Source organism: Sorangium sp. So ce1014 (genome assembly GCF_051521505.1).
Lineage (GTDB): Bacteria > Myxococcota_A > Polyangia > Polyangiales > Polyangiaceae > Sorangium.
This window is the reverse complement of sequence record NZ_CP150356.1, coordinates 928,419-952,307: the sequence shown is the minus strand read 5'-3', so window position 1 is coordinate 952,307 and position 23,889 is coordinate 928,419. Positions and strand designations below refer to the sequence as shown.

At 74.1% G+C, this 23,889-nt stretch carries 13 protein-coding genes; 4 read left to right on the top strand and 9 right to left on the bottom strand.

The annotated features are described in order from the left end of the window. Window positions 1–8: 8 nt before the first annotated feature. The 4 genes from WME75_RS03640 to WME75_RS03625 form a co-directional block, all read right to left on the bottom strand. Window positions 9–5,768 (bottom strand): hypothetical protein, encoded by a 5,760-nt coding sequence (locus tag WME75_RS03640; protein ID WP_437486455.1) that lies wholly within the window; start codon window positions 5,766–5,768, stop codon window positions 9–11. Then, complete coding sequence (locus WME75_RS03635; protein ID WP_437486453.1) at window positions 5,765–10,540, bottom strand: hypothetical protein; 4,776 nt, start codon at window positions 10,538–10,540, stop codon at window positions 5,765–5,767. The genes WME75_RS03640 and WME75_RS03635 overlap by 4 nt, the downstream gene beginning before the upstream one ends. Window positions 10,541–10,757: 217 nt before the next feature. Next, window positions 10,758–11,054, bottom strand: a complete 297-nt coding sequence (locus WME75_RS03630) for a polyhydroxyalkanoic acid system family protein (protein ID WP_437486451.1) — start codon at window positions 11,052–11,054, stop codon at window positions 10,758–10,760. A 54-nt stretch (window positions 11,055–11,108) separates the two neighbouring features. Next, window positions 11,109–11,711, bottom strand: coding sequence for a peptidyl-prolyl cis-trans isomerase (locus WME75_RS03625; protein ID WP_437486449.1), 603 nt, complete (start codon window positions 11,709–11,711; stop codon window positions 11,109–11,111). A 351-nt stretch (window positions 11,712–12,062) separates the two neighbouring features. Here WME75_RS03625 and WME75_RS03620 point away from each other — a divergent pair, with 351 nt between their 5' ends. Next, window positions 12,063–16,259, top strand: coding sequence for a tetratricopeptide repeat protein (locus WME75_RS03620; RefSeq protein WP_437486447.1), 4,197 nt, complete (start codon window positions 12,063–12,065; stop codon window positions 16,257–16,259). Between the two features lie 45 nt (window positions 16,260–16,304). Next, a complete protein-coding gene (locus WME75_RS03615; RefSeq protein WP_437486445.1) occupies window positions 16,305–16,793 on the top strand; it encodes an N-acetyltransferase family protein in 489 nt (162 codons plus the stop codon). Between the two features lie 191 nt (window positions 16,794–16,984). On the opposite strand, the gene WME75_RS03610 is transcribed toward WME75_RS03615, so the two are convergent. Further along, window positions 16,985–17,563, bottom strand: a complete 579-nt coding sequence (locus tag WME75_RS03610) for a GNAT family N-acetyltransferase (protein WP_437486443.1) — start codon at window positions 17,561–17,563, stop codon at window positions 16,985–16,987. Window positions 17,564–18,349: 786 nt separating this feature from the next. On the opposite strand from WME75_RS03610, the gene WME75_RS03605 reads away from it, so the two are divergent. Continuing rightward, window positions 18,350–19,024: a glutathione S-transferase family protein gene (locus WME75_RS03605; RefSeq protein ID WP_437486441.1), complete on the top strand. Its 675-nt coding sequence runs from the start codon at window positions 18,350–18,352 to the stop codon at window positions 19,022–19,024. 25 nt (window positions 19,025–19,049) lie between these two features. Beyond that, the gene (locus WME75_RS03600; RefSeq protein WP_437486439.1) at window positions 19,050–19,670 is read left to right on the top strand and encodes a glutathione S-transferase family protein; all 621 of its coding nucleotides are present in this window, start codon (window positions 19,050–19,052) and stop codon (window positions 19,668–19,670) included. A 79-nt stretch (window positions 19,671–19,749) separates the two neighbouring features. On the opposite strand, the gene WME75_RS03595 is transcribed toward WME75_RS03600, so the two are convergent. From WME75_RS03595 to WME75_RS03580, 4 genes are all read right to left on the bottom strand, one after another. Then, entirely contained in the window at window positions 19,750–20,925 is a 1,176-nt protein-coding gene (locus tag WME75_RS03595) for an acyl-CoA dehydrogenase family protein (protein ID WP_437486437.1), read from the bottom strand. Window positions 20,926–20,935: 10 nt separating this feature from the next. Further along, on the bottom strand, window positions 20,936–21,805 hold the full coding sequence (locus WME75_RS03590) for an isocitrate lyase/PEP mutase family protein (RefSeq protein ID WP_437486435.1): 870 nt from the start codon (window positions 21,803–21,805) through the stop codon (window positions 20,936–20,938). 127 nt (window positions 21,806–21,932) lie between these two features. Further along, window positions 21,933–23,285 (bottom strand): erythromycin esterase family protein, encoded by a 1,353-nt coding sequence (locus tag WME75_RS03585; RefSeq protein ID WP_437486433.1) that lies wholly within the window; start codon window positions 23,283–23,285, stop codon window positions 21,933–21,935. Between the two features lie 282 nt (window positions 23,286–23,567). After that, window positions 23,568–23,807: a DUF378 domain-containing protein gene (locus tag WME75_RS03580; RefSeq protein ID WP_437486431.1), complete on the bottom strand. Its 240-nt coding sequence runs from the start codon at window positions 23,805–23,807 to the stop codon at window positions 23,568–23,570. Between the last annotated feature and the right edge of the window lie 82 nt (window positions 23,808–23,889).

Genomic DNA, 23,889 nt, shown 5'->3' with positions numbered 1-23,889 from the left:
GCGCACCCTCACTCGTTGAACCCGAGCTGCTCCCGGGCCTCGGCCAGGCCGTCGCTCACGGCGAAGACGATGAGGTCGCGCGCCTCCGCGTTGCGTCCGATCCAGGTGACGCGGTCCTTGCCCGCAGCGGGCGGCGCGTTCGTGTGGCCGCCCGACCAGGCGATGCCCGTGAGGGCAATGTTGAGGTCGCCGACCGCGAGGAACGCAGCCCGGTTCCCCCAGCCGTTGATCGCCGTGTTGAGCGTCGACGCCCGGTTGCCGATCGAGCCGATGACGTCGGCGGCGAGCACGCTGAGCTTCGGATCCACGCCGCCCGTCATCACCCGATCGATGCGGCCCTGGTACTCGCGAAGACGACCGGCCTCGGCGCCCTGCGGCGCCCACGAGGGGGTGAACGCCTTCAGGTAGGCCGCGAGCAGCGGCCAGAGGTCGATCGGCGCCGTCCGCGAGAAGGCCGAGCCGTTGGTCTGGAGGATCTTGACGGCGCGGTGGATAAGGAAGAGCCGGACGTCCTCGCGCGGCGAGGCGACAAGGGACTGCCCGAGGACGATCTTGGGCGGGCTCGAGGAGGCGGGGACGCAGACGGTGCCGAGCGCGCCCGTCACGTAGACCTGCAGGTTGGGGAGGCCGTACGCCGCCCCGATGCCGCGGGCCAGGTCCGTGATGTCGGCGTGCTGCGGCGGCAGCGGGGTCGCGCGGATCGAGTCGAGATCGAACGGCACCGCGGCGTCGAGCAGCGGGCCCGTCTTGAGCAGGAGCTCGCGGAACGCCGCGGTCATGAGGTCCGGGGCGAGGTGGACGTCGAGGCGGGCCGCGCCGGCGGCGTTGCCGGCGCCGCCCATCGCCGCCTCGCGGCCGTCGAGCGCGGCGACCGTCGCGCGCGCGATCCTCGAGGCGCCGGCGCGGCCGCGGAGCTCCGCGACCGTGGCGACCGTCGCGAACAGGTACGGCTCGAAGCGGCCGGTGGTGAGCGCGCGGCGGGCGTCGGCGAGGGCGCGATCGAGCAGGACGTTGGCCGCAGAGACCTGCTCGGTGCGCTGGTAGTAGCCCGCCAGCGCGCCGAGCGCGAAGTCGTCCTTGGGCCACGTCTTGCGGGCCGTGAGCAGCGTGGCCTCGGCCTTCTTCAGGTCCCCGATCGACTCGTAGATCTCGGCGAGCTCCGCGGTGCGGCGGCACTTCTGCTCGGGCGCCTCCGCGGCGTTGATGAGGAGGTTCTGCTGCTCCAGCGCATGGACGCCGTCGCCCTCGCGCTTGTAGAGCGCGACGAGCCGCTCGCGCGCGCTCACGTCGCCCGGCGCGCGCTTCAGGATCTCCTGGTAGGCGAGCTCGGCGCGCTCCGCGTTCGGGAGGTGCTCGTCGTAGAGCTCGCCGAGGCGGAGGTAGATCGCGACCTGCTTCGCGGGATCGGGCACGAGGCGCGCGAGGCGGATCCAGGCCTGCTCGGCGCCGGTCCAGTCGCCCTCGCCGGCGCAGACGTCCGCGAACGCGGACAGGGCCTCGACGTGGTCGGGGTTCGCGTCGAGCGCGGCGGCGAGCGCCCGCTTCGCCGCCGCGGCGTCGCCGACGTCGGCGAGCGCGCGGCCGCGGAGGACCTCCATCTCGACCCGCTCCGCCGGATCCGTCACCGCGTCGAGGCGGCGCTCGAGGAGGGCGGCCAGCTCGGCGCGCGCGCCCTCGGCGACGTAGATCGCCTTGAGCCGCGAGAAGACGTCGGCGTACGACGGGTCGACCGTGGCGACCGCCTCGAGGACGTCGCGGGCCCGCGCGGCGTTCTGGACCTTGTCCTGCCAGAGCACCGCCGCGGCATAGAGCGAGTGCGCGCGCCCCTCGGAGCCGACGCTGGCGCCCGCCGCGGACTCGAGCGCCGCCGCGGCGGTGGCCACCTCGCCGCCGCGCTCGAGCGCGTCGGCGAGGTCGAGGTGCGCGACGAGGTAGTGCGGGACGAGCGTGATCGCGTGCCGGAAGAAGGCGACCGCGTCCTCGATCGAGCCGGCGAGGAGGGCGTCCTTGGCGGCGCGCACCGAGAGGGCAGCGGCCTCGGACGGGCGATCGGTGCGCTCGATGAGCTGACGATCCGCCTCGATCGCGAGGGCGTGCTCCGCCTTCGCGCGGGCGTGGGCGGCCATCTGGCGCAGCGACCAGATGCCCCGGGGCTCGTTCCTGTACGCGATCTGGACCGGCTCGAACGTCTCCTCCCACGGGAGCAGGCGCAGGCGCAGGCGCGCCGACAGGAGCGCGTGCGCGATCGCCTCGGGGCCGTCGAGGACGCGCGCGATCTCGAGGGCGATCGGCTCGAGCTCCTCGTCGCGCCCCTCACCGATGAGGAAGGAGGCGACGCGGCGGAGCGTGGGCAGGTGGTGCGGCGTCTCCTCCAGGACGGAGCGGCGCCAGAGCAGGGCGCTGCCGGCGTCGCTGCGCCCGAGCTCGTCGAGCTCCGCGAGGCGCTCGTAGATCTCGAGGCGCTCGGTCGCGTCCGCCGCCTCGCGGGCGCGCGGGATCAGGGCGTCGACGAGCTCGCCGGCGCCGTGGCCGGCGACGGCGGCGCGGTAGAGGGCGATCGGCGCGAGCGCCTCGTCGCCCGCGGCGATGGCCTGGCCGGCGCACGCGGCGGCCTGCGCGAGATCGCCGGTGCGCTCGTACTCGAGGGCGGCCTCGAGCGCGAGGCGCGCGGCCTCGATGCCCGTCGCGGCGCGGTCGTCGGCGTCACCCGCGGCGCCGCCGTCGCCGCCCGGGTGGAGGACGCGCATCAGCTCGGTGGCGCGCTCGGCGCGCCAGGCGGCGCGGTCGGCCGGAGGCTCCGGCGCGAGCCGCTCGAAGAGCTCGCGCAGGCCGATGTCCTGCGGGCGCGAGCGGTGCGCCGTCTCGAGGAGCGACGCGGCCGACGCGGGATCGGCCTCGGCGACGAGGAGCGCCTCGCGGACGAGGTCGTGGGCCCGCTCCAGCGGGTCGGTCGCGCTCTCGCGGCGGGTCCTGAGCCACTCGAGGAGGCCGTCGCGATCCACGCGGGCGCGCGCGCTGCGCTCGCCGAGGTGGAGCGCGACGGGGAGCTTCGGATCGATCTGCGCGGCGCGCGAGAGCAGGCGCTCGCCCTCGTCGTTGTCGCCGCCGTCGAGCAGGCGGATCGCCGCCTCGGTGACGAGCACCGCGGCGCGCGGCCCCTCCTCGAGCGTGAGCGCGTGCTCCGCGAGGATGCGGGCCGCGCCGACGCCGCTCTCCTGCGCGGCGCGGGCGCGCGCGGCGCCCTCGTGCTGCGGATCCGCGGCGCGGGCGCGATCGAGGTCGCTCATGGCCGCCCGCTGATCCCCCGCGACCTCCGCGATCACGGCGGCGGCGAGCGCGCTGTCGCGCTCGGACGCGACCTCGCGGAGCGCCCCGATGGCCCTGGCGACGCGGGCGCCGCGATCGCCGTCGAGATCGAGCTCGAGCGAGAGGGCCCGGAAGAGCGGGCTCTCGGGCGCGCCGTCGCCGTAGGCGAGCACCGCGCGGGAGAAGGCGTCGCTCGCGTCGATGCCGCCCTCGGCCGGGACAGCCTCGCGGGAGAGCGCGCGGCCGAGGACCGCTGCGGCGCGGGCGCCGGGGCCGCCGAGGGCGCGAACGCCCCGCGGCGCGGACGCCCCGTCGGCCGCCGCGCCGTCGCCCGCGCCGCCGGCGTCGCTGAGGGCGGCGCTCGTCGCGGCGCAGAGCGGCGCGAACTCCGGATCGTCGGCGAGGGCGGTGAGCCACGGCTCGATCTCGCCCGCGGAGCCGCCGGCGAGCGCGGAGAGGACGATGCGATCGGCCGGCGAGAACGCGTCGCCGTCGTCGAGCGTCGCCTCGCGCGCGGCGGCGGCGTCGCCGAGCTCGATCGCCTGCGCCGCGAGGGCGCGGCGCGCCTGGCCGCCGTGCGAGCCGGAGGCGACGGTGCGGAGCGCGCCGAGCGCCGCCGGGCGGGTCTCCTTGCGCGCGGCGCTCAGGGCGGCGGTGAGCCACGCGACCCCGGGCGCGAGCGAGGTGCTGCGCAGGGGATCGAGGCTCGCGAGGCCCTCGGCCAGGTCGCCGGCGCGGAGCAGGGCGCGGGCGCGGAGCAGCGCCTCGTACGGCGTGGCCGGCGCGGAGCGGCCGCGCCGCGAGGCGCCGCGGTGCGCGGCGACCTGCGCGCACGCCGCGGCGAGCGGCGCGAGCTCGGGCGCGTCGGGGAGGCGGAGCTTCGCGATCGTGGCGGAGGCCGCCGCGTCGGTGTCGGGCGCGGCGAGCGCGTCGCAGAAGCGCTGGACGTGCGCGCGCGGATCGGCGGGGTGCATCCGGGACGCGAGCTCCAGGCGCTTGTGCGCGCCCTCGGGGTCCGCGAGCGAGATGCGCGAGAGCTCGGCGCCGAGCGCCAGGTTGTGGCAGCGCGCGGCGGGCGTCCCGAGGATGCGGGTCTCGCTCTCCAGCGCCTCGAGCACGGCGGGCAGATCCCCCTCGCGCATCAGGAGCCCGCGGAGCTGCCGGTGCGCGAAGATCAGGCCCGGCGAGAGCTCGCGCGCCTCGGCCGCGATGGCGCTGGCGGTGGCGTCCTCTCCGGCCATCACGAAGAGCTCGGCGACGGGGAGCAGCGCGCGCGCCCGGGCCGCCGGGTCCTCGATGAGCTCCGCCTCGGCGCGGAGCCAGGCGGCGCGCGCCGCCCAGACGTCGCGCTGCTGCGACTGGACGAGGATCGCGCTCGCGTCCTGCTCGCCGTCGAACACGGACGCGGGCGGCGGGATCGACGGCAGCGGCGGGAGGCTCTCGGGCGCGCGGGCAGGCCCGGACGAGCGCGGCGGAGCGAACGTCGGGCCGACCTCCGGCCTCCGGCTCGCGACGCGCGTCTGGGCGAGATCGTCCTCCATGTCGGCCGACCCGTCGAGCAGGCTGGACTCGTCCACGAGCTCGCCGGGATCGCTCTCGATCGTGGGGTGATCCCAGTGGCTCGGGGGGGCGGACGGCACGCCGGCGTACGGTCGGGTCGTGGGCCCGGGCTCGTCGAGGGCGTTCGTCTCCTCGTCGTCGAAGCCCGTCGTGTCCTCGTCGTCGAAGCCCGGCGCCTTCGCGAGCCGGCTGCTCTTGACGACGCTGGGCGGCGCAAACTCGAACGGGGAGTCGCCGCCGTCGGGGATGGGCGTCGCGCGGTCACCCGGCTCGGCGGTGTCCTCGTCCTGCACCTCGCCCGGGCGCCCGGTCTGCGGCAGCGGGGGCGGGGCGGCGGCCGGCGGCGGGCGCGGCACCGGAGACCTCGCGGACGCGGCCCGCGCCGGGATCTTCGGCGTCCGATCGCTGTGCGCGAGCTCGGCGCCGAGCGAGGCCTTCGCGTCGCCCGGCCTGCCCGAGCGGGGCGTGGCCGCGGGGCGGGGCAGCGACGGAGGCCGCGGCGGCGGCGGCACGGGGGGCGTCGCCCGGCGCGGCCCGGTCAGCGCGGGCGCCGAGGTCACGACCCCGTCGTCGGGGTCGTCGCCGCGCGGGTCCTCGAAGAGCATGTCGAGCAGCGCGTCGCTCTCTCCGGCGCTCTGCGCCGGCCTCGCGGGCACGGGGACCGGCTCGCGCGAGAACAGCTGCTTCAGGCCGCCCTCGCCGGCGCGCTCCCCCTCCTCGGCGCGGATCGACTGGATGAGCTCGTCGGGGATCTTGGCGAGGAGCGTGGCCTCCTCGACGTCGTCGTCCGAGACCGCCGCGCCGTACATCGCCGGCGGCGGGACCGTGATCTTCTCCTGCGACGGGGTGCCCTCGTCGCCGCCGCCAGAGGAGCTCTTGGACTGCGGATTCTTGCTGCTCACCGGACCCCCATCCCGAGCTTCTTCCGAAGCTCGAGGTAGCTCTGCGAAAGGACGAACGCGACCAGCTGGCGCGCCCGCTCGCTCTCGGCGACGACACCGCCGAGCTGCTCGCGCGGGGTACTGAGGATATCCGAGAGGACCAGCGAGACGTCGCCGGCGGCGACGACGGCCATGCGGTCGATGCTCCTGCGCGCGGCCTGCGCCCAGTGGTGCGGGTCCTGCTGGCTCGAGACGATGCGCTGGCACACCTCGGCGATGGACTTCCGGGTGGCGCGCGACATCTCCTTGTGGATGGCGCGCGAGACCTCGCCGAAGACGGCGTAGGGCGGCTGCGGCACCGCGAAGCCCGCCTCGATGCACGCCGCCGCGACGAGCGAGGCGACGGTGTTGTCGTCCCGGGTCCGGAGCGACGTGATGCCCCGGCGCAGGGCGAACGCCTCGCGCGCGATCGCCGAGCGGGAGGCGGCGTCGAGCGGCGTCGTGACCTCGGGGCCGAGCACGAGCGCCGGCAGCTGGCCGTAGACGCCCGTGGCGCCGTGCGGGCTGGGGCCGCCGACGTAGAGCTCGAAGTCCGTCTCGAAGCTGAGCGCGCCCATCCACTCGGCGACCGCGACGCGCAGCGGGTGGCCGCCGCGCGAGTCGATGCGGTCCTTCTTGCCGACGCCGAGCGACACGAGCGAGGGGCCGAGCGTCACGGAGAGGGTCTCGGCCATCTTCGCGAAGAGCTCGCCGACCGGCCCGCTGTCGAGCGGATCGGCGATCTCGGCCATGGCCTTGGCGTCGAGGGCGATCTGCGGCCGCGCGGGGACGCGGGCGTCGATCTTCCTGAGCTCCGCGGAGATGCCGTCGTCGCTCCGGCCGAGCGCGACGAGCGCGCCGAGCGTGGCCTGCCGGAGCGCCGCGTCCTGCCCGGCGCCGGCGATCTTCGCGAGGAGCGCGACGCGGTCCGCGTCGATCGGGTCCGACGCGAGCGCCTGGATCAGCGTCGCCTTGGCGCGGCCGAGCACGCGGGTGCGGAACGCCGGGTCATAGTCCGTCGTGAGGACGAGGTCGATCGCCTCCCCGTCGTCCGGGGCCTCGTCGAGGAGCTTCGCCGCCGCCCGCTCGGCGCGGCGAGGCGCGCCGAGCTGGTCCCGGTAGATGGCCATCGCGAGCCGCGCCGCCTCGATCCGCCCCGCGGGGGTGTCGCGCTCGACCATGAGCTCCTCGAGCAGGCGCGTGGCCTCGTCCCAGGAGCCGACCCGCGCGGCGACCCGGACGAGGCGCTCGCGGACGGGGAGCGTCGACAGCCCGGCCCGGTGCAGGCTGACCAGCACCTCGAGCGCCTTGTCGTGCTCGCCCAGCTTCTCGTACGCGTCGACCGCGGTGATCCCGGACATGAGGCGCTGCTCCCCGGGCGCCTTCGCGACGCGCGAGAGCTCGGCGTAGAAGGCCGCCGCCTGGCCGAGGTCGCCCTGCGCCTTCGAGATGTCGGCCGAGAGCGCCAGCGCGCCGATGTGGTCCGGCTCGAGCAGCGTCACGTTCTCGAGCGCGGCGAGCGCCTCGTCCAGCTTGCCCTTCTTGCGGAGCACGCGCGCGCGCTCCCAGAACAGCTTGCAGATCTCGAGGTCGTTGTCGGCCACGCCGAGCCGCCGCTCGACGATGTCGAGCAGCCGCTCGTCCTCGTTGCGCGCGCGCACCCGGCGGAACAGCCGGTCGAAGGCGACGCCACGCCGCGGGTCGCGCGAGAAGGCGCGGTCGAAGGCGATCTCCGCGTCGTCGTGGGCCTCGGTGTGCTGGAGGAGCAGGAGCCCCGCGCTCTCCCAGAACCCCGCGCCGCGCGCGTCGTCCTTGCAGAGCGACCCGAGCTGCGCCGAGGCGAGCGCCGTCGACACCGGGTCGCGCAGCGCCTCGGACGTCGCGCGGACGCCCTCCCAGGCGGCGACGTCGTCGGGCCTCCGCTCGACGACCGTGCGGAACGCGGCGAGCGCCCGCTCGTGATCGCCGGCCGCGAAGTCCGACCAGCCGGCGAGGCCGAGCGCGGTGAGCTGCGCGTCCTCGCCGAGCGCGTCGCCGAGCCCGTGCAGCGCCGCGGCGCGGCGCCGCGGATCGCAGCCGGGGAGCGCGAGCTCCAGGTTGGCGAGCTGCGCGGGCGCGTGCTCGCCCGTCAGGAACGGGCGCGGGAGGTTCGGCTGGTCGAGCGCGCCGACGATCGCGGCCGAGGCCTCCATCGCCGCGCGGGCCTCGCCGGCCATGTGCCGCGCGAGGGCGCTCCGGGCGGCGACCTCGGCGTCGCGGTCCTCGGCGCCGAGCGCCGCGCCGAGCCACTCGAGCTCGGCGTGCGGGCTCGGGTCGGCCTCGGCCCACGCCGCGGCGCGCGCCGCCGTGCGCGCGCGATCGTGATCCAGGGTGCGCGCGAGGCGGAAGCGCTCGGCGTGCGCGATGGACGCGGCGCCGTCGCCCCGCTCCTCGACATAGTCGAGCGCGCGCTCGACGGCGCTCCGCTGCTCGAGCGCCGGCTGCCAGAGGAGCCGCCCGAGCGCGGCGGCCAGGGCGAGATCGTCGCTCGCCTGCGACTCCAGCGCCTCGAGCGTCGCGAGCGCCTCGTCGGCGTCGCCTCCCTCGGCCGCGCCGATCTCGAGGCCGAACCGCGCCAGCGCGAGCGCCGCCGGGTCCTCGCCCGCCTCGCCGGCCACCTCGAGGGCGCGGCGCCGGCTGTCGAGGTCGCTGGCCTCGTGGCCGCGGAGCGCCCAGGTGAGGACCGTCGCGCCCGCCCGCGGCGCCTTGCCGCGCGCCGCCTCGAGCTCCTCGACGGCGCGCCCGCGCTCGCCGGCGCGCCAGAGCAGGATGGCCGCCTCGATGTGCAGCGCCGCCGAGAGATCGGCGTCGTCGATCGCCGCGGCGCAGGTCGAGAGCGTGGCGGCCGCGGAGGTGGGGCTCCCGGCGCGCCGCTCCAGCTCGGCCAGGAACACCGCGATGACCTCGTCGTCCGCGGATTGCTCGAAGAGCGCGCGGAGCCGGCTCCGCGCGCGATCGAGCTCGCCGCTGCGCGCGCTGCGCAGGGCGGCGACGAGCCACAGCCCGCGCGCGGTCTCCGGGCCCTCGACCTCCGCGAGCGCCTCGATCACCATCGGCGAGCGCCGCGGGCCGGGGGCGCCGGGCTCGTCGCCGCGCTCGCGCCGGCTGCGGACGAGATCGACCGCGAAGGCGCCGAGCGCCCTCCCGAGCCACGCGTTCGGCGCGGGGCCACCGTCGTCGGCGCCGGCGGCGGCGAGCTCGACGAAGGCCCCCTCGGCGCCGCCCGCGTCGCCCCGGAGCAGGCGGCTCCTGCCGATCTCGAACCAGAGGCTCGCCTTCTCGGCGGGGTCGACGCCGGTCGAGAGCAGCCGCTTCGTCGACTCCTCGTACCAGGCCGCGTCGCCGCGGAGCGCCGCGAACGACCGCCCGAAGCGCGCGAGCACGCCCGGATGCACGCCGGCCATGCCGGCCTGCGACAGGGCCGCCTTCGCCGCGCCGACGTCGTCCGTCCGCACCGCCCAGACGTAGGCCGCGAGGAGCAGCGCGCGTCCCCTCGCCTCGTCGCTGCCGTACGACGCCGCCGTCGTCTCGAGCGAGGCCGCGAACGCGGACGGGTCCTGGCCGTCGCCGAGCAGATCGATCTCGAGCGCGCGCGCCGGGATGCACTGCGGGTCGGCCGTGAGCGCGCTCCGGAGCGCCGCGAGCGCGGCCTCGCGGTCGCTCGCCAGCGCCGCCGCCTCGGCGATGCGGAGCCACAGCGCCGCGGCGCCGGGCCCGCTCGCGCCGCGCGCGATCTCCTGCTTGGCCAGGCCGGCGGCGGCCTCGGCCTCGCCGGCGGCCTCGAGGGCGGCGATGCGCGCCCGCCCGAGCAGCGCCGACTGGGGCAGCCGCTCCGCGGCCCGCTCCAGGAGCGACGCGAAGCCGCCCGTCCCCGTGCGCTGCGTCAGCTCGGCGGCGCGGAGCCACGCGTCGGCCGCGTACTCCGGCTTGCGCATGTACCGCGGGACGCCGTTGGCCTCGCCGCTCGCCTCGTCATCGAGCGCGTCGGCGATGAGCTCGGCCTGCCCCTCGAGGGCGCGCGCGAGCGCGCCGAGGTCCTCCTCGCGCCGCGCGATGGCCTCGAGCGCGAGCTGCGACCGGAAGCGGGCCCGCCCCTCCAGCGCGGCGGCCGCGTCGAGCAGCTCGTAGGCGCGCTCCACGTTTTCGGCCCCCGACGCGAGGTCGGCGAGCTCGATGAAGAGCAGCCCCTTCCACGTCGCGTCGGTCGCGAGCTCGGCGCGGGCCTCGATCGCGCGCATGCGGCCGGCGATGTCCCCTTCCTTGGCCGCGATGAGCTCGAGCTCGAGCCACGGGGTCGCGTCCTCCGGGTTGCTGAGCGCCGCCTCCTCGAGCGCCTCCTTGGCCGCCGAGAGGTTCTGCTCGTGGTCCTGGAGGTACGCCGCGCGCTCCCAGAACGCGCGCGCTCGCTCCTCGGGCGTGGCCGCGGCGCGCGTGAGCGCGTCGAGCAGCTTGCCGAGGTTCTTGATCGACTTGCGTCGGGTGAGGATGCGGACCAGCGCCTCGAGCGGCTCGCGGAACTGGGGATCGGCGTTGAACGCGGCGAGGTAGTCGCGCGCGGCCGTGGGCTCCTCGCCGAGCGCCTCCTCGAGCGCGCCGAGCTCGTGCAACAGCAGCGCCTGGAGCTGTCGCTCCGGTTGGTCGCCTTGCTCCGCGCGAAGCCGCGCGATCAGGGCCGTCATGCTCTCCACCTGCCCTTCGGGTGCCTGAACCGTCATCTCGCTTGCGACGCCTCCGAAGGGGGTCTCATCTCTGCGCAACGCATGACGATGGCGGAGAGTAGCGAACCGAACGTCGCGGAGTAAAGCGCGCTGGGCGGGGGGCGGGCTCGATCTGCGCCGCGCGCGTGGAGGCGCGCGGCCCTGGAAAGCGCGGAGCTGCGGGCGCTGTCGCGCGCAGGTCTGCGCGGCGCTTCCTTGAGCCCGGCCGCCGCGGCTAGGCCTTGGAGAGCACGGCCTCGAGCTTCTCGTTGACCTTCGACTCGATCGTGCCCTTCATCGCCTTCAGCAGGAACGGGAGATCGATCTCCACCTGGACGGCGGACGCCTCGACGCGCACGAGGCCCTTCGTCCCCTTCGCTGCGCCGCCCGGGGCCTCGAACCGGATGAGATCGCCTTCCCACCGCCAGCGGATACCGAGCTTGTCCTCCATGCCCCGCGCGAGGTCCTCCGCGCGTTGCCTGGCATCCTCCTTGGTGAGCGCGTGCTGCCGGCGGATGTCGATCGTCGCCATACGGTATCTCCACTCGTTCGAGCGCGCGGCGACGCGCCGCGCGGTAGGCCATCCTTACTCGATCCGGCGCGCGATCCAAAAGCCGCGCGGCGTGTCGACCGGGCCGCTCACGCCCCCCTTGGGGAGGCTGAAGAGCTCATACTCCGGCGCGGGCTCGAGCACGCCGCGCGGGAGGTAGCCGAGATCGTCGGTCGATCCCTTGTCCCCCTTGCCGATGGCGGCCTTGAAGTCCGTCTTGGCGACCTCGGCGAGCTCCCTGGCGAGCGCCAGCGCGGCGTCCTTGGAGCGCGCGTTCTGCGTCGCGCCCTGCGCTCCACGGTACTGGATGAGCACCACGCCGAAGCGCACCTTCTTCGGCGCCTCGGCCGGCAGCCCGGGCGGCGCCTCGCCCGAGAGGAGCGTGATGCCCGCGTCGGATCGCGCCGCTTGCTCCGGGCCGCTCTCCTGGAGGAGGCCGTCACCGCCGGCGTCGCTCCCGGCGTCGCCGTCGCTCGCCGCTGACGCCGCCGCAGGCGAGCCGGCGTCGGCGTCGGCGTCGGCGCCCGCGTCGGCGGGCGCGCTGGCCACGCCGCTCCCCTTCGGGCCGCCGTTCGCGATGACGAACGCCAGCGCGCCCGCAAAGAAGAGCGTGTAGATGACCGCCGTCGATCGCTGCATGGGCGGCAGCGCGTTAGCACAGGTGGAGGACGCTTGGCGAGGCCGCGATGGCGGCGCGCTCCGCCGGCCGGACGTCGCCAACCCGCGCCCGCCGCGCCTCGCTCGGCCGCCGGCCGCGTTTGCTCCGGCTTCACCCCGGCGCGGCTCCGGCGCCACGCCGGAGACAAGCACGCGACATGCCCGGGGAAATCGCCGATTTGAGGACGGCCCGTAGAAGAGGCGATCCAAGGACCACAAGCCCTGCTAGTAAGGAGAGCGGATGTCGGGGCATCCCGGCCTTTCACAGGCCGAACGAGCGTGTAGGCGCGCGCCTGCAGAGGCACTCGCAGCGCCGGCATCGGGTCGGGGAGCATGATCAAGGTCGAGTGCGACGGATGCAAATCGCCGTACCAGGTCGACGAGAAGCGCATTCCCCCTGCGGGGCTCAGGATGCGCTGTCCGAAGTGCGGTACGAGCCTGCTTGTGACCAAGGGGGGCGCGGGTGCAGCACCTGCGCCGACGCCCGTGCCCACGCCCACGCCCGCGCCGCGGGCTGGAGCGGGAGGCTTGCAGCTCTCGGAGCGGAGCGCGCCGGCGACGCACGACGACGCCGATCTGCCCGTGGCGGCCCCGGAGGACGTCGCGTTCCCCGCGGTCGCGCCTCCTCGTCGTCCGGGGCCGGCGCCCGTGGCGACGCCGCCGCGCCGCGCGGCGCCCACGGCCCCCGCAGCGCCCGCGCCGCTCCCTGAGCCGTCGGGCCCCGAGGTCTTCGGCGAGATCGGCCTGCCCGACGTCCCCGATCGCCCGGCCCCGTCCGATCGGCGCAACGCCAAGACCGTGCCGCAGCGCCGCGGCTTCGGCGAGATCGATCTCATGGTCGAGCTCCCGAGCCCGACGGACGCCGAGGTGCAGGGGCTCGATCCCGACGACCTGCCGGTCGTCTACGGCAATATGCCCGCCGCGTCGGCCCCGTTCGGGGCGCGCTCGCGCGCGGAGTCCCGCACCGCTCCGGCGACGCCCACCGCGTTCGCCGAGTCCGACCTGCCGGCGCCGTCCGATCCGCTTCCTCCCAGCAGCCGGCGCACCCTCGGGTTCGGCATACGGGACTCGCGGCCGAGCGCCCCCTCGGGGTTCGGCGCGCGCGATTCCGGGGCCGCCTCGCAGCCGCTCAGCCGCGGGCGCACCCGCGGGATGGGGGACGTCGCTCCGCCCCGCGTGGCCCCGGAATACGACTTCGGAGACCTGGACGACGACGCGCCCCCGGCTCCGCCGGCGCGTTCCAGCAGCGGGTCCATGTCGTTCGGCTTCGGCGAGCTCGAGTTGCCGCTCGAGGGCGACGGTGAGGCCGAGCTGCCCTCGCCCTCGGGCGACCTGCCCATCATCGCCAGCGATCTGCCGAGCTCGGTCCCGGGCGTGATCGGCATGCCCTCCCCGTTCTCGAACGCGGGCCTTCCCGCGCCGGCCTCCGCACCGCTCCCCTCGCCGGTGCGCGCCGGGCTCCCGACCTCGGCGTCCGCTGGCTACCCTGCCGCGGCGTCCGCCGGCTACCCTGCCGCGGCGTCCGCGGGCTACCCTGCCGCGGCGTCCGCGGGCTTTCCCACGAAGGCCACCGGCACCGCCCTTCCCACGAAGGCCACCGGCACCGCCCTTCCCACGCGGGCCACCGGCACCGGCTTGCCCGCCGGACCGGGCACCATCGTCGGCGCCGAGCTGTTCGACGAGGCCCCGCCGGACTACGACGACTCGCGCGTCGGCGCCGCGTTCCAGGCGCCCGGGCCGCGCCCGATCCCGCAGGCGGCGCCCGAGCCCCCCCCGAGCAGCGGCGCGATGCCGCCGGCCGACTTCGGCGGCGCGATGCCGCCGGCCGACTTCGGCGATGAGATCGCGCTCGGCGAGAGCGTGACGCACCTCGCCGCCAGCGCCGGGCCCACCGCCTACGATCCGTCCGATCGCTCCGGGAACTTCACGCAGACGCCGCCGGACGACGACGATCGGGGCATCGAGCTCAGCGTGCCGAACCCCAGCGTCGGCGACGAGGTCGATCTCACCGGCGCGGGCACCGAGATCGGCGACCTGAGCGCCGGGCCGGAGGCGCAGGTCGCGAAGCCCGCGCCTGCCCAGGAAGCCCCGGCGCAGAAGTCGAAGATCAAGCGCTACGTCGTCGCGGTGCTCGCCGTCGCCGCCGTCGGCGGCGGCGCGCTCGCGCTCGTTCCGGACGTCGGCGCCTTCGGCGTGAACCTCATCAGCGACCGGCTCAACGTCTTCGCGTACGAGGCGGCGCTCGCCGATCTCCGGCAGCGGACCCAGACGGCCCTCGCCCAGGACACCGCCTCGGCCGCGAACGGCGCGCTGAACGACGCGAAGGCCACACGCACGAGCGCGCCCCGCCACCGGCCGACGATGGCTTACGCCGCGTACGTCGCCTTCGCGCGCAGCGTCCGCTTCGGGCACCGGACCATCGACGACGCCTTCGGGAGGGAGATGGTCACGCTCGCGAGCTCCCATCCGGGCGACCTGCTCACCCTGGCCGTCGCGGCGCAGGACGCGACCACGGGCCAGCTCCCGCGCGCGCGCCAGGCCGCGCAGGCGCTCGGCGCCCAGCTCAAGGACGACATCGACGTCGCCGTCCTCGCCGCCGAGATCGAGCTCCTCGCCAGGGACGCTCCCAAGGCGACCGCGGCGTGGCAGCGCGCGACCGAGCTCCAGAAGAGCGCGCGCACGCTGTTCGGTCTGGCCCGGGCGCAGCGGCTCGCCGGCGATGCGCCCGGCGCCGAGGCGAGCGCCAGGAGCGCGCTCGAGGCCTCGCCGGACCACGTCGGGGCCCGCACCCTGATCGCGTCGCTGCTCTGGCAGACGCAGGGCCGCGAGCAGGAGGCGCTCGACCTGCTCGGCAAGGTCACCGGCGACGGTCCGGTCCGCGCCGCCGCGAGCGACCCCGAGATCGTCGAGGCGTACACGCTGCTCGGCACCATCCACCTCACCAAGTCCCGCATGAGCGCGGCCGAGCAGGCCTTCGCCGCCGCGGCGAAGATCGATCCGCAGGCGGTGCGCGCGCTGATCGGCAACGGCGAGGTCCTGTACCGGTCCGGCCGCTACTCCGAGGCGCAGGCGCGCTTCGAGGCCGCGGCCCGCGCCGACGCGCAGAACCTGGCCGCGCACATCGGCAAGGCGAAGACCTGGCTCGCGCAGGAGCGCATGAAGGAGGCGAAGGACCTCCTGAAGGGCCTGCAGAAGACCCACGCGGCGGATCCGCAGGTCGCCTACTGGATCGGGCGCACCGAGCTCGCGCTCGGCAACAAGAAGGAGGCGGAGCAGGCGTACCTCGACGCGGCGAAGTCGAGCGAGAACCGCCCGGAGGTCGTCGACGCCTACGTGGCGCTCGCCTCGCTGCTGTCGAGCCTGGGCCGCAACGAGGCGGCGGCGGCGAAGCTGTCGGAGGCGACGGCGAAGTTCCCGGAGCTGCCGGCCCTCCACAAGGCCAAGGCCGAGGTCGCGCTCCAGACCGGGAAGTACGAGGAGGCCCGGCTGGAGCTCGAGCTCGCGCTCGCCAAGGAGGAGGACCTCGGCAGCGAGTTCAAGCTGGGGGAGGCTTACCGCCGCCTGCGCCGGTTCGAGGACGCGGCGCGGGTCTTCGACAAGGTCATGGCGGCGGACAAGGACTACCCGGGCCTGGCGCTGGAGCGAGGGCTCCTGTTCGAGGAGACCGGGCAGAGCGAGCGCGCGCTGGAGATGTACGCCGACGCGCTCCGCAAGGCGCCGAACGACGTCGATCTGAAGCTGCGCGTCGGCTCGACCCAGGTGATGGCGGGGCACGCGAGCCAGGCCGAGCCCATCCTGCGCGAGGTGCTCAAGGACAAGGCGAACTCCGCCGAGGCGAACCATTTCCTCGGCCGCGCGCTCCTGGTGCGTGGCACGAACATGGCCGAGGCGCTGCGCTTCCTGGAGCGCGCCTCGGAGATCGACCCGAACCGCGCCGAGTACCACCTCTACGTCGGCTGGGGCGCCAACGAGACGGGCCAGACCGCGCGCGCCGAGATGGCGCTGAGGCGGGCGCTGGAGCTCGACGCGGAGCTCGGCGACGCGTACTGGCAGCGCGGCGTCCTGCTGCAGAAGCAGGGGGCGAGCCGCGACGCGCTGGCGGATCTGCAGATCGCGCTCGAGAAGCGGCCGTCTCGCTACGAGGCGTACGCCACGATGGCGCTCTGCTACCAGGATCAGGGCAACTGGCCGGCGGCGGAGGAGGCCTGGCGCAAGGCGATCGCGTCCAACGACAAGGTCCCCGAGTGGCACTACCGCCTCGGCAAGATCTACGCGTCGCGCGGCAACCGGGCCGGGGCCGCGACCGAGATGGCGCAGGCGGTCGCCCTGGGCGAGTCGCCGGAGCGCTCGACCCCGCCGTGGCTGTTCGACGCGCACTTCCTCCTCGCCGAGGCGCTCCGCTCGACGAACGACCGCGAGAAGGCCATCCGCCACTACCAGCGCTTCCTGGAGACGGCGCCGACCGACAACGCCTACCGGCGCGACGCGGAGCAGGCGCTGGCGAGCCTGGGGGCGGGCAAAGCACGCTGAGCGGTGAGCGCCGGGCGAGCGGTCGTCGCTCGGCTATCCTGGTAGATGACCTCCTCCATCACGGTCCGCGGGGCGGTGCGCGCGGACATGCCCGAGGTGGCGCGCTTCGCGGCGCAGCTCGTCCGCCTCCACCATACCCTGGATCCGCACCGCTTCCTGTGCCTGGAGCCGATCGAGCCGGGCTACGAGCGATGGCTCACCAGCGAGCTCGAAAGCCCTGACGCCTCGATCGTCGTCGCCGAGCGAGGTGGCGCCGAGCCGGTGCTGGTCGGCTACGCCTACGGCCGCCGGGAGCCGCGCGACTGGAACAGCCTCCTCGACGCCTGCGGCGTGGTCCACGACCTTTATGTCGCCGAACCCGTGCGCCGGCTCGGCGCGGGCGCCATCCTGCTGGAGGCCATGCTCGCACGGCTCCGCGCCCTGGGTGCGCCACGCGTCGTGCTCCACACCGCGACGCAGAACGCCGCTGCGCAGCGCCTGTTCGAGCGGTTCGGCTTCCGTCGCACGATGATCGAGATGACGCTCGATCTCTGATCGCTGCCAGCGCGCACCGAGCACCTCTCTCCGAATTCGATGGTGCTCGCGGGGCGCCGGCCGAGCGCGGTGGTCTCACGAACGTCGCCTTCTCGGCGCAACGGTGCTGTCACTCGCCCGGAGAGAGCTCACATGGAGGTGGCAAGATCATTCGATATTCTTCCTGACTCACGACTTCATGTGCAGGTGACTTACTCCCGCCTTGGCCCCGCGAGCTCCGCGGCCGTCTGCGCCCACACCATGGTGTCGCGCGGCTCGCCCGCGGGCGTCAGGGCATTGGCCTCGAGCGTGGTCACGTGTCGATACCCGAGCCGTCGAGGCACGGCGGCGCTCGCCGTGTTCCGCGGGTCGCAACGGATCTCGACGCGGCTCACCCCGAGCTCCTCGAGCGCGACCCGGGTCAAGCGCGCCACGGCCTCGCTCGCGTAACCGCGGCGCGTCGCGGTCTCCCGGAGCCAGTACCCGATCTCGATCGCGTCCGGACCGATCCGCGGGTGCAGCCCCGTCCCCCCGAGCACCTCGCGCTCGTCGCGCGTGAAGATGCCGTAATGGAAGTCGCGTCCTGCCGCGAAGTCGTCCCGGAACCTCTCCAGGAGCACAGTGGTGGCGTCCATGGAGGAAGGCTCGTGCACGGCCCACGGCATCCAGGGCCGCAGGTGCGCAAGGCTTCCGTCGATCGCCTCCCTGATCAAAGGAGCATCCTCGGGCCGCCACGCTCGCAGCGCCAGCCGAGCGGTCAGGATACGAGACGGCGGGCGCTCACCCGCCATCGCCCCGCTCCACGCCCGCCGCGATCGTGCACCTGACGACGAGGACGCTGCCCCGTCGAGCGCCGCGGCCCGCGCGAGGGCCATGTCCCGAGCCGCAGAGCGCTCCAGCGTGGAGACGAACCGTCGTCATGCCGCGGAGCTTACAACGAAGACCTCCCTGGCACATCCCCGCCAACGCCTCCCGGTGCGGCTTGACACTTCCGCTATAACGGATTAACATCCGCCACGAAAGAGTAACGCGAACAACAGCAGCTCTCCCTCCCGGTGCGTTGAGAGGAGCTCCGCGTCCACGCCCGCGCGTGGATGACCTGCTCGACCAGAGGCGCCACGCGATGACGTGGCGCCGACTGCGCCGCTCTCTGTCGCATCCGCGACCAACAAGCCACGAGGAGGAAGGATGAAGATCTGAACATGCGCCCGCCCGAGAGGCGCGACGCCTCCCCGGCGTTTGACGTCGTTCGACCCTCCCACCGGCAGCGGCCCACCCCAGCGCCCCGCGCGGCATCACAGGACGCCGGCCGACCGGGGCACCGCCTCACGACGTCCTCACGACGGATTGCTGCCGCAGCAACACATCACCAGCAATCCTTGCTCCTGTCGCAGCAAGTCCATGTCCACCATGACGGATTGCGATCCGTTCCTGCGACAACGATCTGGCACGCTACCTGCTCTATCGATATAGCCATCGATATCGATAGTTCGTGAGATGGCAGCTCGGGAGATGACGCGAACGCGATCGACTGCAGGAGAGCTTTTCGCGTGGCGGACGCCACGAAGGAGAACAGGATGACGACGCTGCGACTTTTCAGCGCGAAGGCGTGCCCCTTCGCCCACCGTACCCGGCTCGTGCTTCAGGAGAAGGCGATCGACGCCGAGCTGATCGAGGTCGATCTGCAGAACAAGCCGCGGGCGTTCGTCGACGCCTCGCTCTACGGCAAGGTCCCGGCGATCGAGCACGAGGGCAACCGCATCTGGGAGTCGGCGATCATCAACGAGTACCTCGAGGAGGCCTTCCCCGATCCGGCGCTCCTGCCGAGGGAGCCGGGCAAGCGCGCCCTGGCGCGGATCTGGATAGACTACGCGAACACGCGCCTCGTGCCGGCGTTCGCCCAGCTGCTCAGGGCCGAGACGCCGGAGCGCGAAGCGGAGGGGCGCAAGGCGCTCGGCGAGGTGCTCGCGTTCATCGAGCGAGAGGCGCTGGCGGGGTCGTCGGGCCGCGGGCCCTACTGGCTCGGCGCCGACGTCAGCCTCGTCGATCTCTCGTTCTATCCGTGGTTCGAGCGGCTGCCCGCGGTCGATCGCCTCCGCGGGTTCTCCATCCCGGCAGAGCTCACGCGGCTCCGGGCGTGGATCGAGGCGGTGCAGGCGCGCGACGCGGTCCGCGCCACCTCGAATCCGGTCGATTTCTACGTGGAGCGTTACGCGAAGTTCGTGAAACCGGCGGCGGCGACGGCCGCCTGAGCGGCACCGAGGGACAGGAGACATCATGCTGAGACTCTGGGGTCACAAGAACTCTTCGAACGTGCAGAAGGTCCTCTGGGCGCTCGACGAGCTCAGGCTCGATTTCGAGCGCGTCGACGCCGGCGGGCCGTTCGGCCGCGTGAAGGACGCCGACTATCTCACCCTCAACCCCAACGGCCTGGTCCCGACGCTCGAGGACGGGTCCCTGGCGCTCTGGGAGTCGCACGCGATCGTGCGGTATCTGTTCGCGCGCTACGGCTCGCCGCCGCTCCAGCCGGGCGATCTCGCGGAAAGGGCGCGCGCCGACGCCTGGACGGACTGGCAGCTCGGGACCCTGTGGCCCCCGGTCCGGACGCTCCTGGTCCAGCTCCTGCGCACGCCGGAGGAGCGCCGCGATCGGGGCGCGATCGACGGTGCGCGCAAGGCGGCCCTCGCCGCCCTGGGGATCCTCGACAGGCAGCTGTCACGGCACCCGTGGGTCGCAGGAGAGTACTTCACCTTCGCCGATATCCCCCTCGGGGTGGCGGCGCAGCGGTGGTACAACCTGCCGGTCGACCGGCCGGCGCTCCAGCACGTCGACGCGTGGTACGAACGCATCAAGCGCCGGCCGGGCTTCGAGCGCTGGGTGGACCTCCCGCTCACGTGAGGCGCGCGCCCCCCGCGGGCGCAGGACGCCTCGCCTGCTTCGCCCGCTCGTCTCCGTCTCTCCTCTCGCGGACGGCCCTTCAAAACATCGGCAGCTCGGTGTCCAGCCCGAGGAGCACGCGACCCTGGACCTCGCGCGTGTGCGGGGCGACGAGGGCGTGCTGCGTGACGGCGTGGACGTCGCGGAAGCAGCGCTGAAGAGGGCTGTCCGCGTAGAGCGCCGTGGCGCCGCCCGCCGTGAAGGCGAGATCGACGACGCGGGCCGCGCCGAGAGCGGCATTCGTCGCGGCGAGCCGGACGCGAGCTCGCTCCCGTAGCGTGATCGACCCGCCAGAGGCCGCGGCATCCCAGACCGCGCCGACCGAATCGAAGAGGTACGCCCTGGCCGCGCCCAGCGTGGCCTCGGCCTCGGCCACGACGAGCGCCGTCGACGGCCGCGCCGCGAGCGACGCCATCATGCCAGACGGCCTCTTGACCGCCGCGAGCCGGACCAGCTCATCGAGGGCTTCGCGCGCCACCCCGAGCGCGGTCGACGCGACCGCGCTCGCGAGGAAGCCGAAGAGGGGGAACAAGGAGAGCGGCCCCGGATGGATCGGCGCCGCCATCGGGAGACGGATGCACCGGCCGCTCGGCACGAAGACGTCCACGACCTCGAAATCGTGGCTCCCGGTGCCGGCGAGGCCGGAGACGGTCCACGTATCCAGGATCTTGCACTCGGAGGCGCGGAACATCGGCACGATGGCCTCGGGCATGCCCGCCGGCAGCATGCGCGGGGCCGCCCCGTCGAAGACCACCGCGGTGCCGCCCAGCCAGTCGCAATGCTGACAGGCGCTCGCCATCGCCCACCTCCCGGTGACGCGAACGCCTCCCTCGACCTCGACGGCGCGCCCGCTCGGCGCGAAGACCCCGGCGGTCACGACATCCGGGTTCGCGTACATCTCTCTGCCCCCCTCCACCGGGAGGTGCGCTTCGAACGCGCCGGTCGTGCCGCAGATCATCGCGCACCATCCCGCCGCGCCGTCGGCCCGCGAGAGCTCCTCGATGACCTGCATCGCCGTGATGGGGTCGGTCCCGAGACCACCGAGCGCTCGCGGACGACACATGCGGAAGATCCCCGACTCCCTGAGCGCCCTCGCGACAGGATCGGGCAGACGGCGCTCGCGCTCGCCCTGCTGCGCGTGCTCCTTGATGAGCGGAACGAGGCTGCGCGCCGCGTCGAGGAGCGCCGCGGGCTCGGCGGAGGACCTGGTGGACATGGTTCCCGACTCAACCCTTCCTGGGAGGCAGCGCATAGCGCTCCTCTTCAGCATAGTACTCAGGGAAGCCGACGATTTCCTGGAGCGCACCGAAGCTCGTCCGGGGGTCCGGGTGCCGGCCGGCGCGCAGGGCCGCGAGGGCCTCGCGCATGGCGGCGGCGGCGACCGAGAGCAGGGTGAGCGGATAGGCCGCGATCTTGTAGCCGATCGCCGCGAGCTCGGCCGGCGGCAGCACCGGAGTCCTGCCGTGATCCACCATGTTCGCCATGGCCGGCGCGCGCACTTCCCGGCAGAACGTGCGCATCTCCTCCACGCTCTCGGGCGCCTCCAGGAACACGATGTCGGCCCCGAGATCGGCGAACGCCCTGGCCCGGGCCAGCGCCTCGTCGAAGCCGTGCGTCTGCCGTGCGTCGGTGCGCGCCATGATGAGCACGCCGGCGCCCTCGTCGCGCGCGTCCACGGCGGCCTGGACGCGCGTGAACGCCTCGTCGCGCGGCACGACCTGCTTGCCGCGCGTGTGGCCGCAGCGCTTCGGCGCCACCTGGTCCTCGATCATGACGCACGCGAGCCCGGCCTGCGCATAGCCGCGCACCGTGCGCTTCACGTTCATCGCATTGCCGTAGCCCGTGTCGCCGTCGCCGAGCACCGGGATCGACACCGCAGCGCAGATCGCCCGCGCCTGGTCGACCATCTCGCCATACGAGATGAGCCCCGTGTCCGGAGCGCCGAGGCGCGCGGCGGAGACCGCGAAGCCGCTCATGAAGGTCAGCGAGAAGCCGGCCTGCTCGATCAGGCGCGCCGACAGCGCATCGAAGCAGCACGGCATGACGAGGAGGCCGGGCGTCGCGAGGAGCTCGCGGAGCTTGTGAGCGGAGGACACGACCGGGACGATACCTCGACCGGCCGCCCTCCGGGCAAGCGCGAAAGCCCGAGACGCGCCGCGCGGCGGCGGCGCGCGGGCGGGGGCGGCGCGACCCTCCCCTCGCCAGAGCGCCTGTTCCCGGCGCTCACATCCCTGTCGGGTACGTCTCCGCCTCCGGCTCGCGCCGCTCGGCCGTCCATTCCAGCGGCCGCACCGCGCTCGTCTCGTCGACGTGGAGGACCGCGTCGAACTGCTCGCTGAGCCTCGCGTGGAAGTAGTGGCTCGCCCGCTCGGTCTCCGGGAGATAGAGCACGCCGATCGCGCGCTCGAGGCAGCGCTCGCGCAGCGCCTCGACCAGCTCCCGGCGCGCGCCCGCCTCGGGCCGCAGGTCGAGCCAGAAGCGCGGCAGATCCGTGTCGTGGAAGAGCCGCTCGTAGCTGCCCGGCAGCGACGGCCGGACGCGCTTGATCTCCGCGGGATCGCCCCACGCGGAGGCGGCCATCACGGTGCCGGTGTGCGTCGAGAAGCCGACGAGGAACGTGTCGTCGCCGAAGCGCTCGCGCAGGAGCTGGCCGACGTTCCACTCGCCTGCTTCGCCCATCTGCGTCGCGCGCGCGTCGCCCAGGTGCGAGTTGTGCGCCCAGAGGACGGCCCGGGTGGGCGCGTGGAACCGGTCGAGGTGCGCGACAAGCGCCTCGACGGTACCGGCCATGTACCTGTCGCGGAGGTTCCACGACGACACGGGGCCACGAAACATGGTGCGGTAATACTCCTCGGCGCTCTGCACGAGCCGCGCGTTCTGCTCGACCTGGAAGTACTCGTCCTCGGCGACGCGCCCATCGAGCTTGGCATACTCGGCCTGCTTCTTCGTCAGCTCCATCAGCTGCTCGACGACCTCGCGCTCGCACGACCCGCTCAGCTCGAAGCCGGCCGCGTACCCGTAGACCTGCGGGTCCTCGCTGAACCGGTCGAAACACCCGTAGCGGCGCCGCGCCCGCCTGGCGGCCTCCGGATCGACGCGGTCGAGGTAGTCGAGGACAGCCTCCATGGAGGCGTGCAAGCTGTAGAGGTCCATGCCGTAGAAGCCCGCCTTCGGCTGCCCGCGCGGGACGCCGGCGTTGTGGTCGCGGAGCCAGCGGACGAGCCCGAGGACCTCCTGGTTGCGCCACATCCACCGAGGAAACCGCTCGAAGCCGCCGAGCGCCTCCTCGGCGCTGCCGTCGTCGTCCGTCCCGCGGACATAGCGGTTCACGCGGTAGGCGTCCGGCCAGTCGGCCTCGACGATGACGGCGGTGAAGCCCCTCTCGGCGATCAGCCGCCGCGTGATCTGCGCGCGCGCCTGGTAGAACTCGTGTGTGCCGTGCGTCGCCTCGCCGAGCAGGACGAAGCGGCGATCGCCGATCGCGTCGAGCAGGGCATCGTGGTCCCGCGCGCGGCCGCTCATCGGCCGGGCGGCGTCGCGGACGAGGGCGGTCACGGGTTCTCGAGAGCTGGGCATGGTGTCACTCCTGGGTCCGTCGCGGCTGCGGCCTCGTCGGGACACGACTGCACCTCTCCAGTCCGCCTGATCGACCCTTCTGACGAACGACAAGGGCCCCTGGGAGTTGCCGCCGAGCTCGCTGTTCCATGGTTCCGGACCGGTGTCTGGACAGGCGTCATGAGTTGCAAGACCCGCGCCGACACAGACCACGACTTCGGGAGCCACCCGACTCCCAGGTACTCCGGATCGAGCCCACGGCGCGCCTGCTTCGCGCCGGTGCGCCCGGTCGAGCGATGCCGCTCACGGCGTCGTTGTGACGCGCGTGCGCTTACCGAGCTGGGTTGCGGCGTAGAGGAGGTAGAGGCCAGCGAGCCCGACGAGCACGTAGACGATGCGGCTGATCGCGCTGAGCCTGCCGAAGAGGGCGGCGACCAGGTCGAACTCGAACAGCCCAACAAGCCCCCAGTTGACGGCGCCGATCACGACGAGCGCGATCGCAGCCCACGTTAGCCCTGAAATCCCACGGTTGACCTGTTCCATACCCCGGGAGAAGCACGAGCCGCGCCGCGCGCGACGTGCACCGCGCGCGCGCTGCGACGTGCTGCGCAACCCGCTGGTATCG

Bases quoted from the DNA above. Each gene is read 5' to 3' on its own strand.
- WME75_RS03635 (WP_437486453.1), bottom strand. From the start codon at position 10,540: ATGACGGTTCAGGCACCCGAAGGGCAGGTGGAGAGCATGACGGCCCTG.
- WME75_RS03630 (WP_437486451.1), bottom strand. From the start codon at position 11,054: ATGGCGACGATCGACATCCGCCGGCAGCACGCGCTCACCAAGGAGGAT.
- WME75_RS03625 (WP_437486449.1), bottom strand. From the start codon at position 11,711: ATGCAGCGATCGACGGCGGTCATCTACACGCTCTTCTTTGCGGGCGCG.
- WME75_RS03620 (WP_437486447.1), top strand. From the start codon at position 12,063: ATGATCAAGGTCGAGTGCGACGGATGCAAATCGCCGTACCAGGTCGAC.
- WME75_RS03615 (WP_437486445.1), top strand. From the start codon at position 16,305: ATGACCTCCTCCATCACGGTCCGCGGGGCGGTGCGCGCGGACATGCCC.
- WME75_RS03610 (WP_437486443.1), bottom strand. From the start codon at position 17,563: ATGGCGGGTGAGCGCCCGCCGTCTCGTATCCTGACCGCTCGGCTGGCG.
- WME75_RS03605 (WP_437486441.1), top strand. From the start codon at position 18,350: ATGACGACGCTGCGACTTTTCAGCGCGAAGGCGTGCCCCTTCGCCCAC.
- WME75_RS03600 (WP_437486439.1), top strand. From the start codon at position 19,050: ATGCTGAGACTCTGGGGTCACAAGAACTCTTCGAACGTGCAGAAGGTC.
- WME75_RS03595 (WP_437486437.1), bottom strand. From the start codon at position 20,925: ATGTCCACCAGGTCCTCCGCCGAGCCCGCGGCGCTCCTCGACGCGGCG.
- WME75_RS03585 (WP_437486433.1), bottom strand. From the start codon at position 23,285: ATGCCCAGCTCTCGAGAACCCGTGACCGCCCTCGTCCGCGACGCCGCC.
- WME75_RS03580 (WP_437486431.1), bottom strand. From the start codon at position 23,807: ATGGAACAGGTCAACCGTGGGATTTCAGGGCTAACGTGGGCTGCGATC.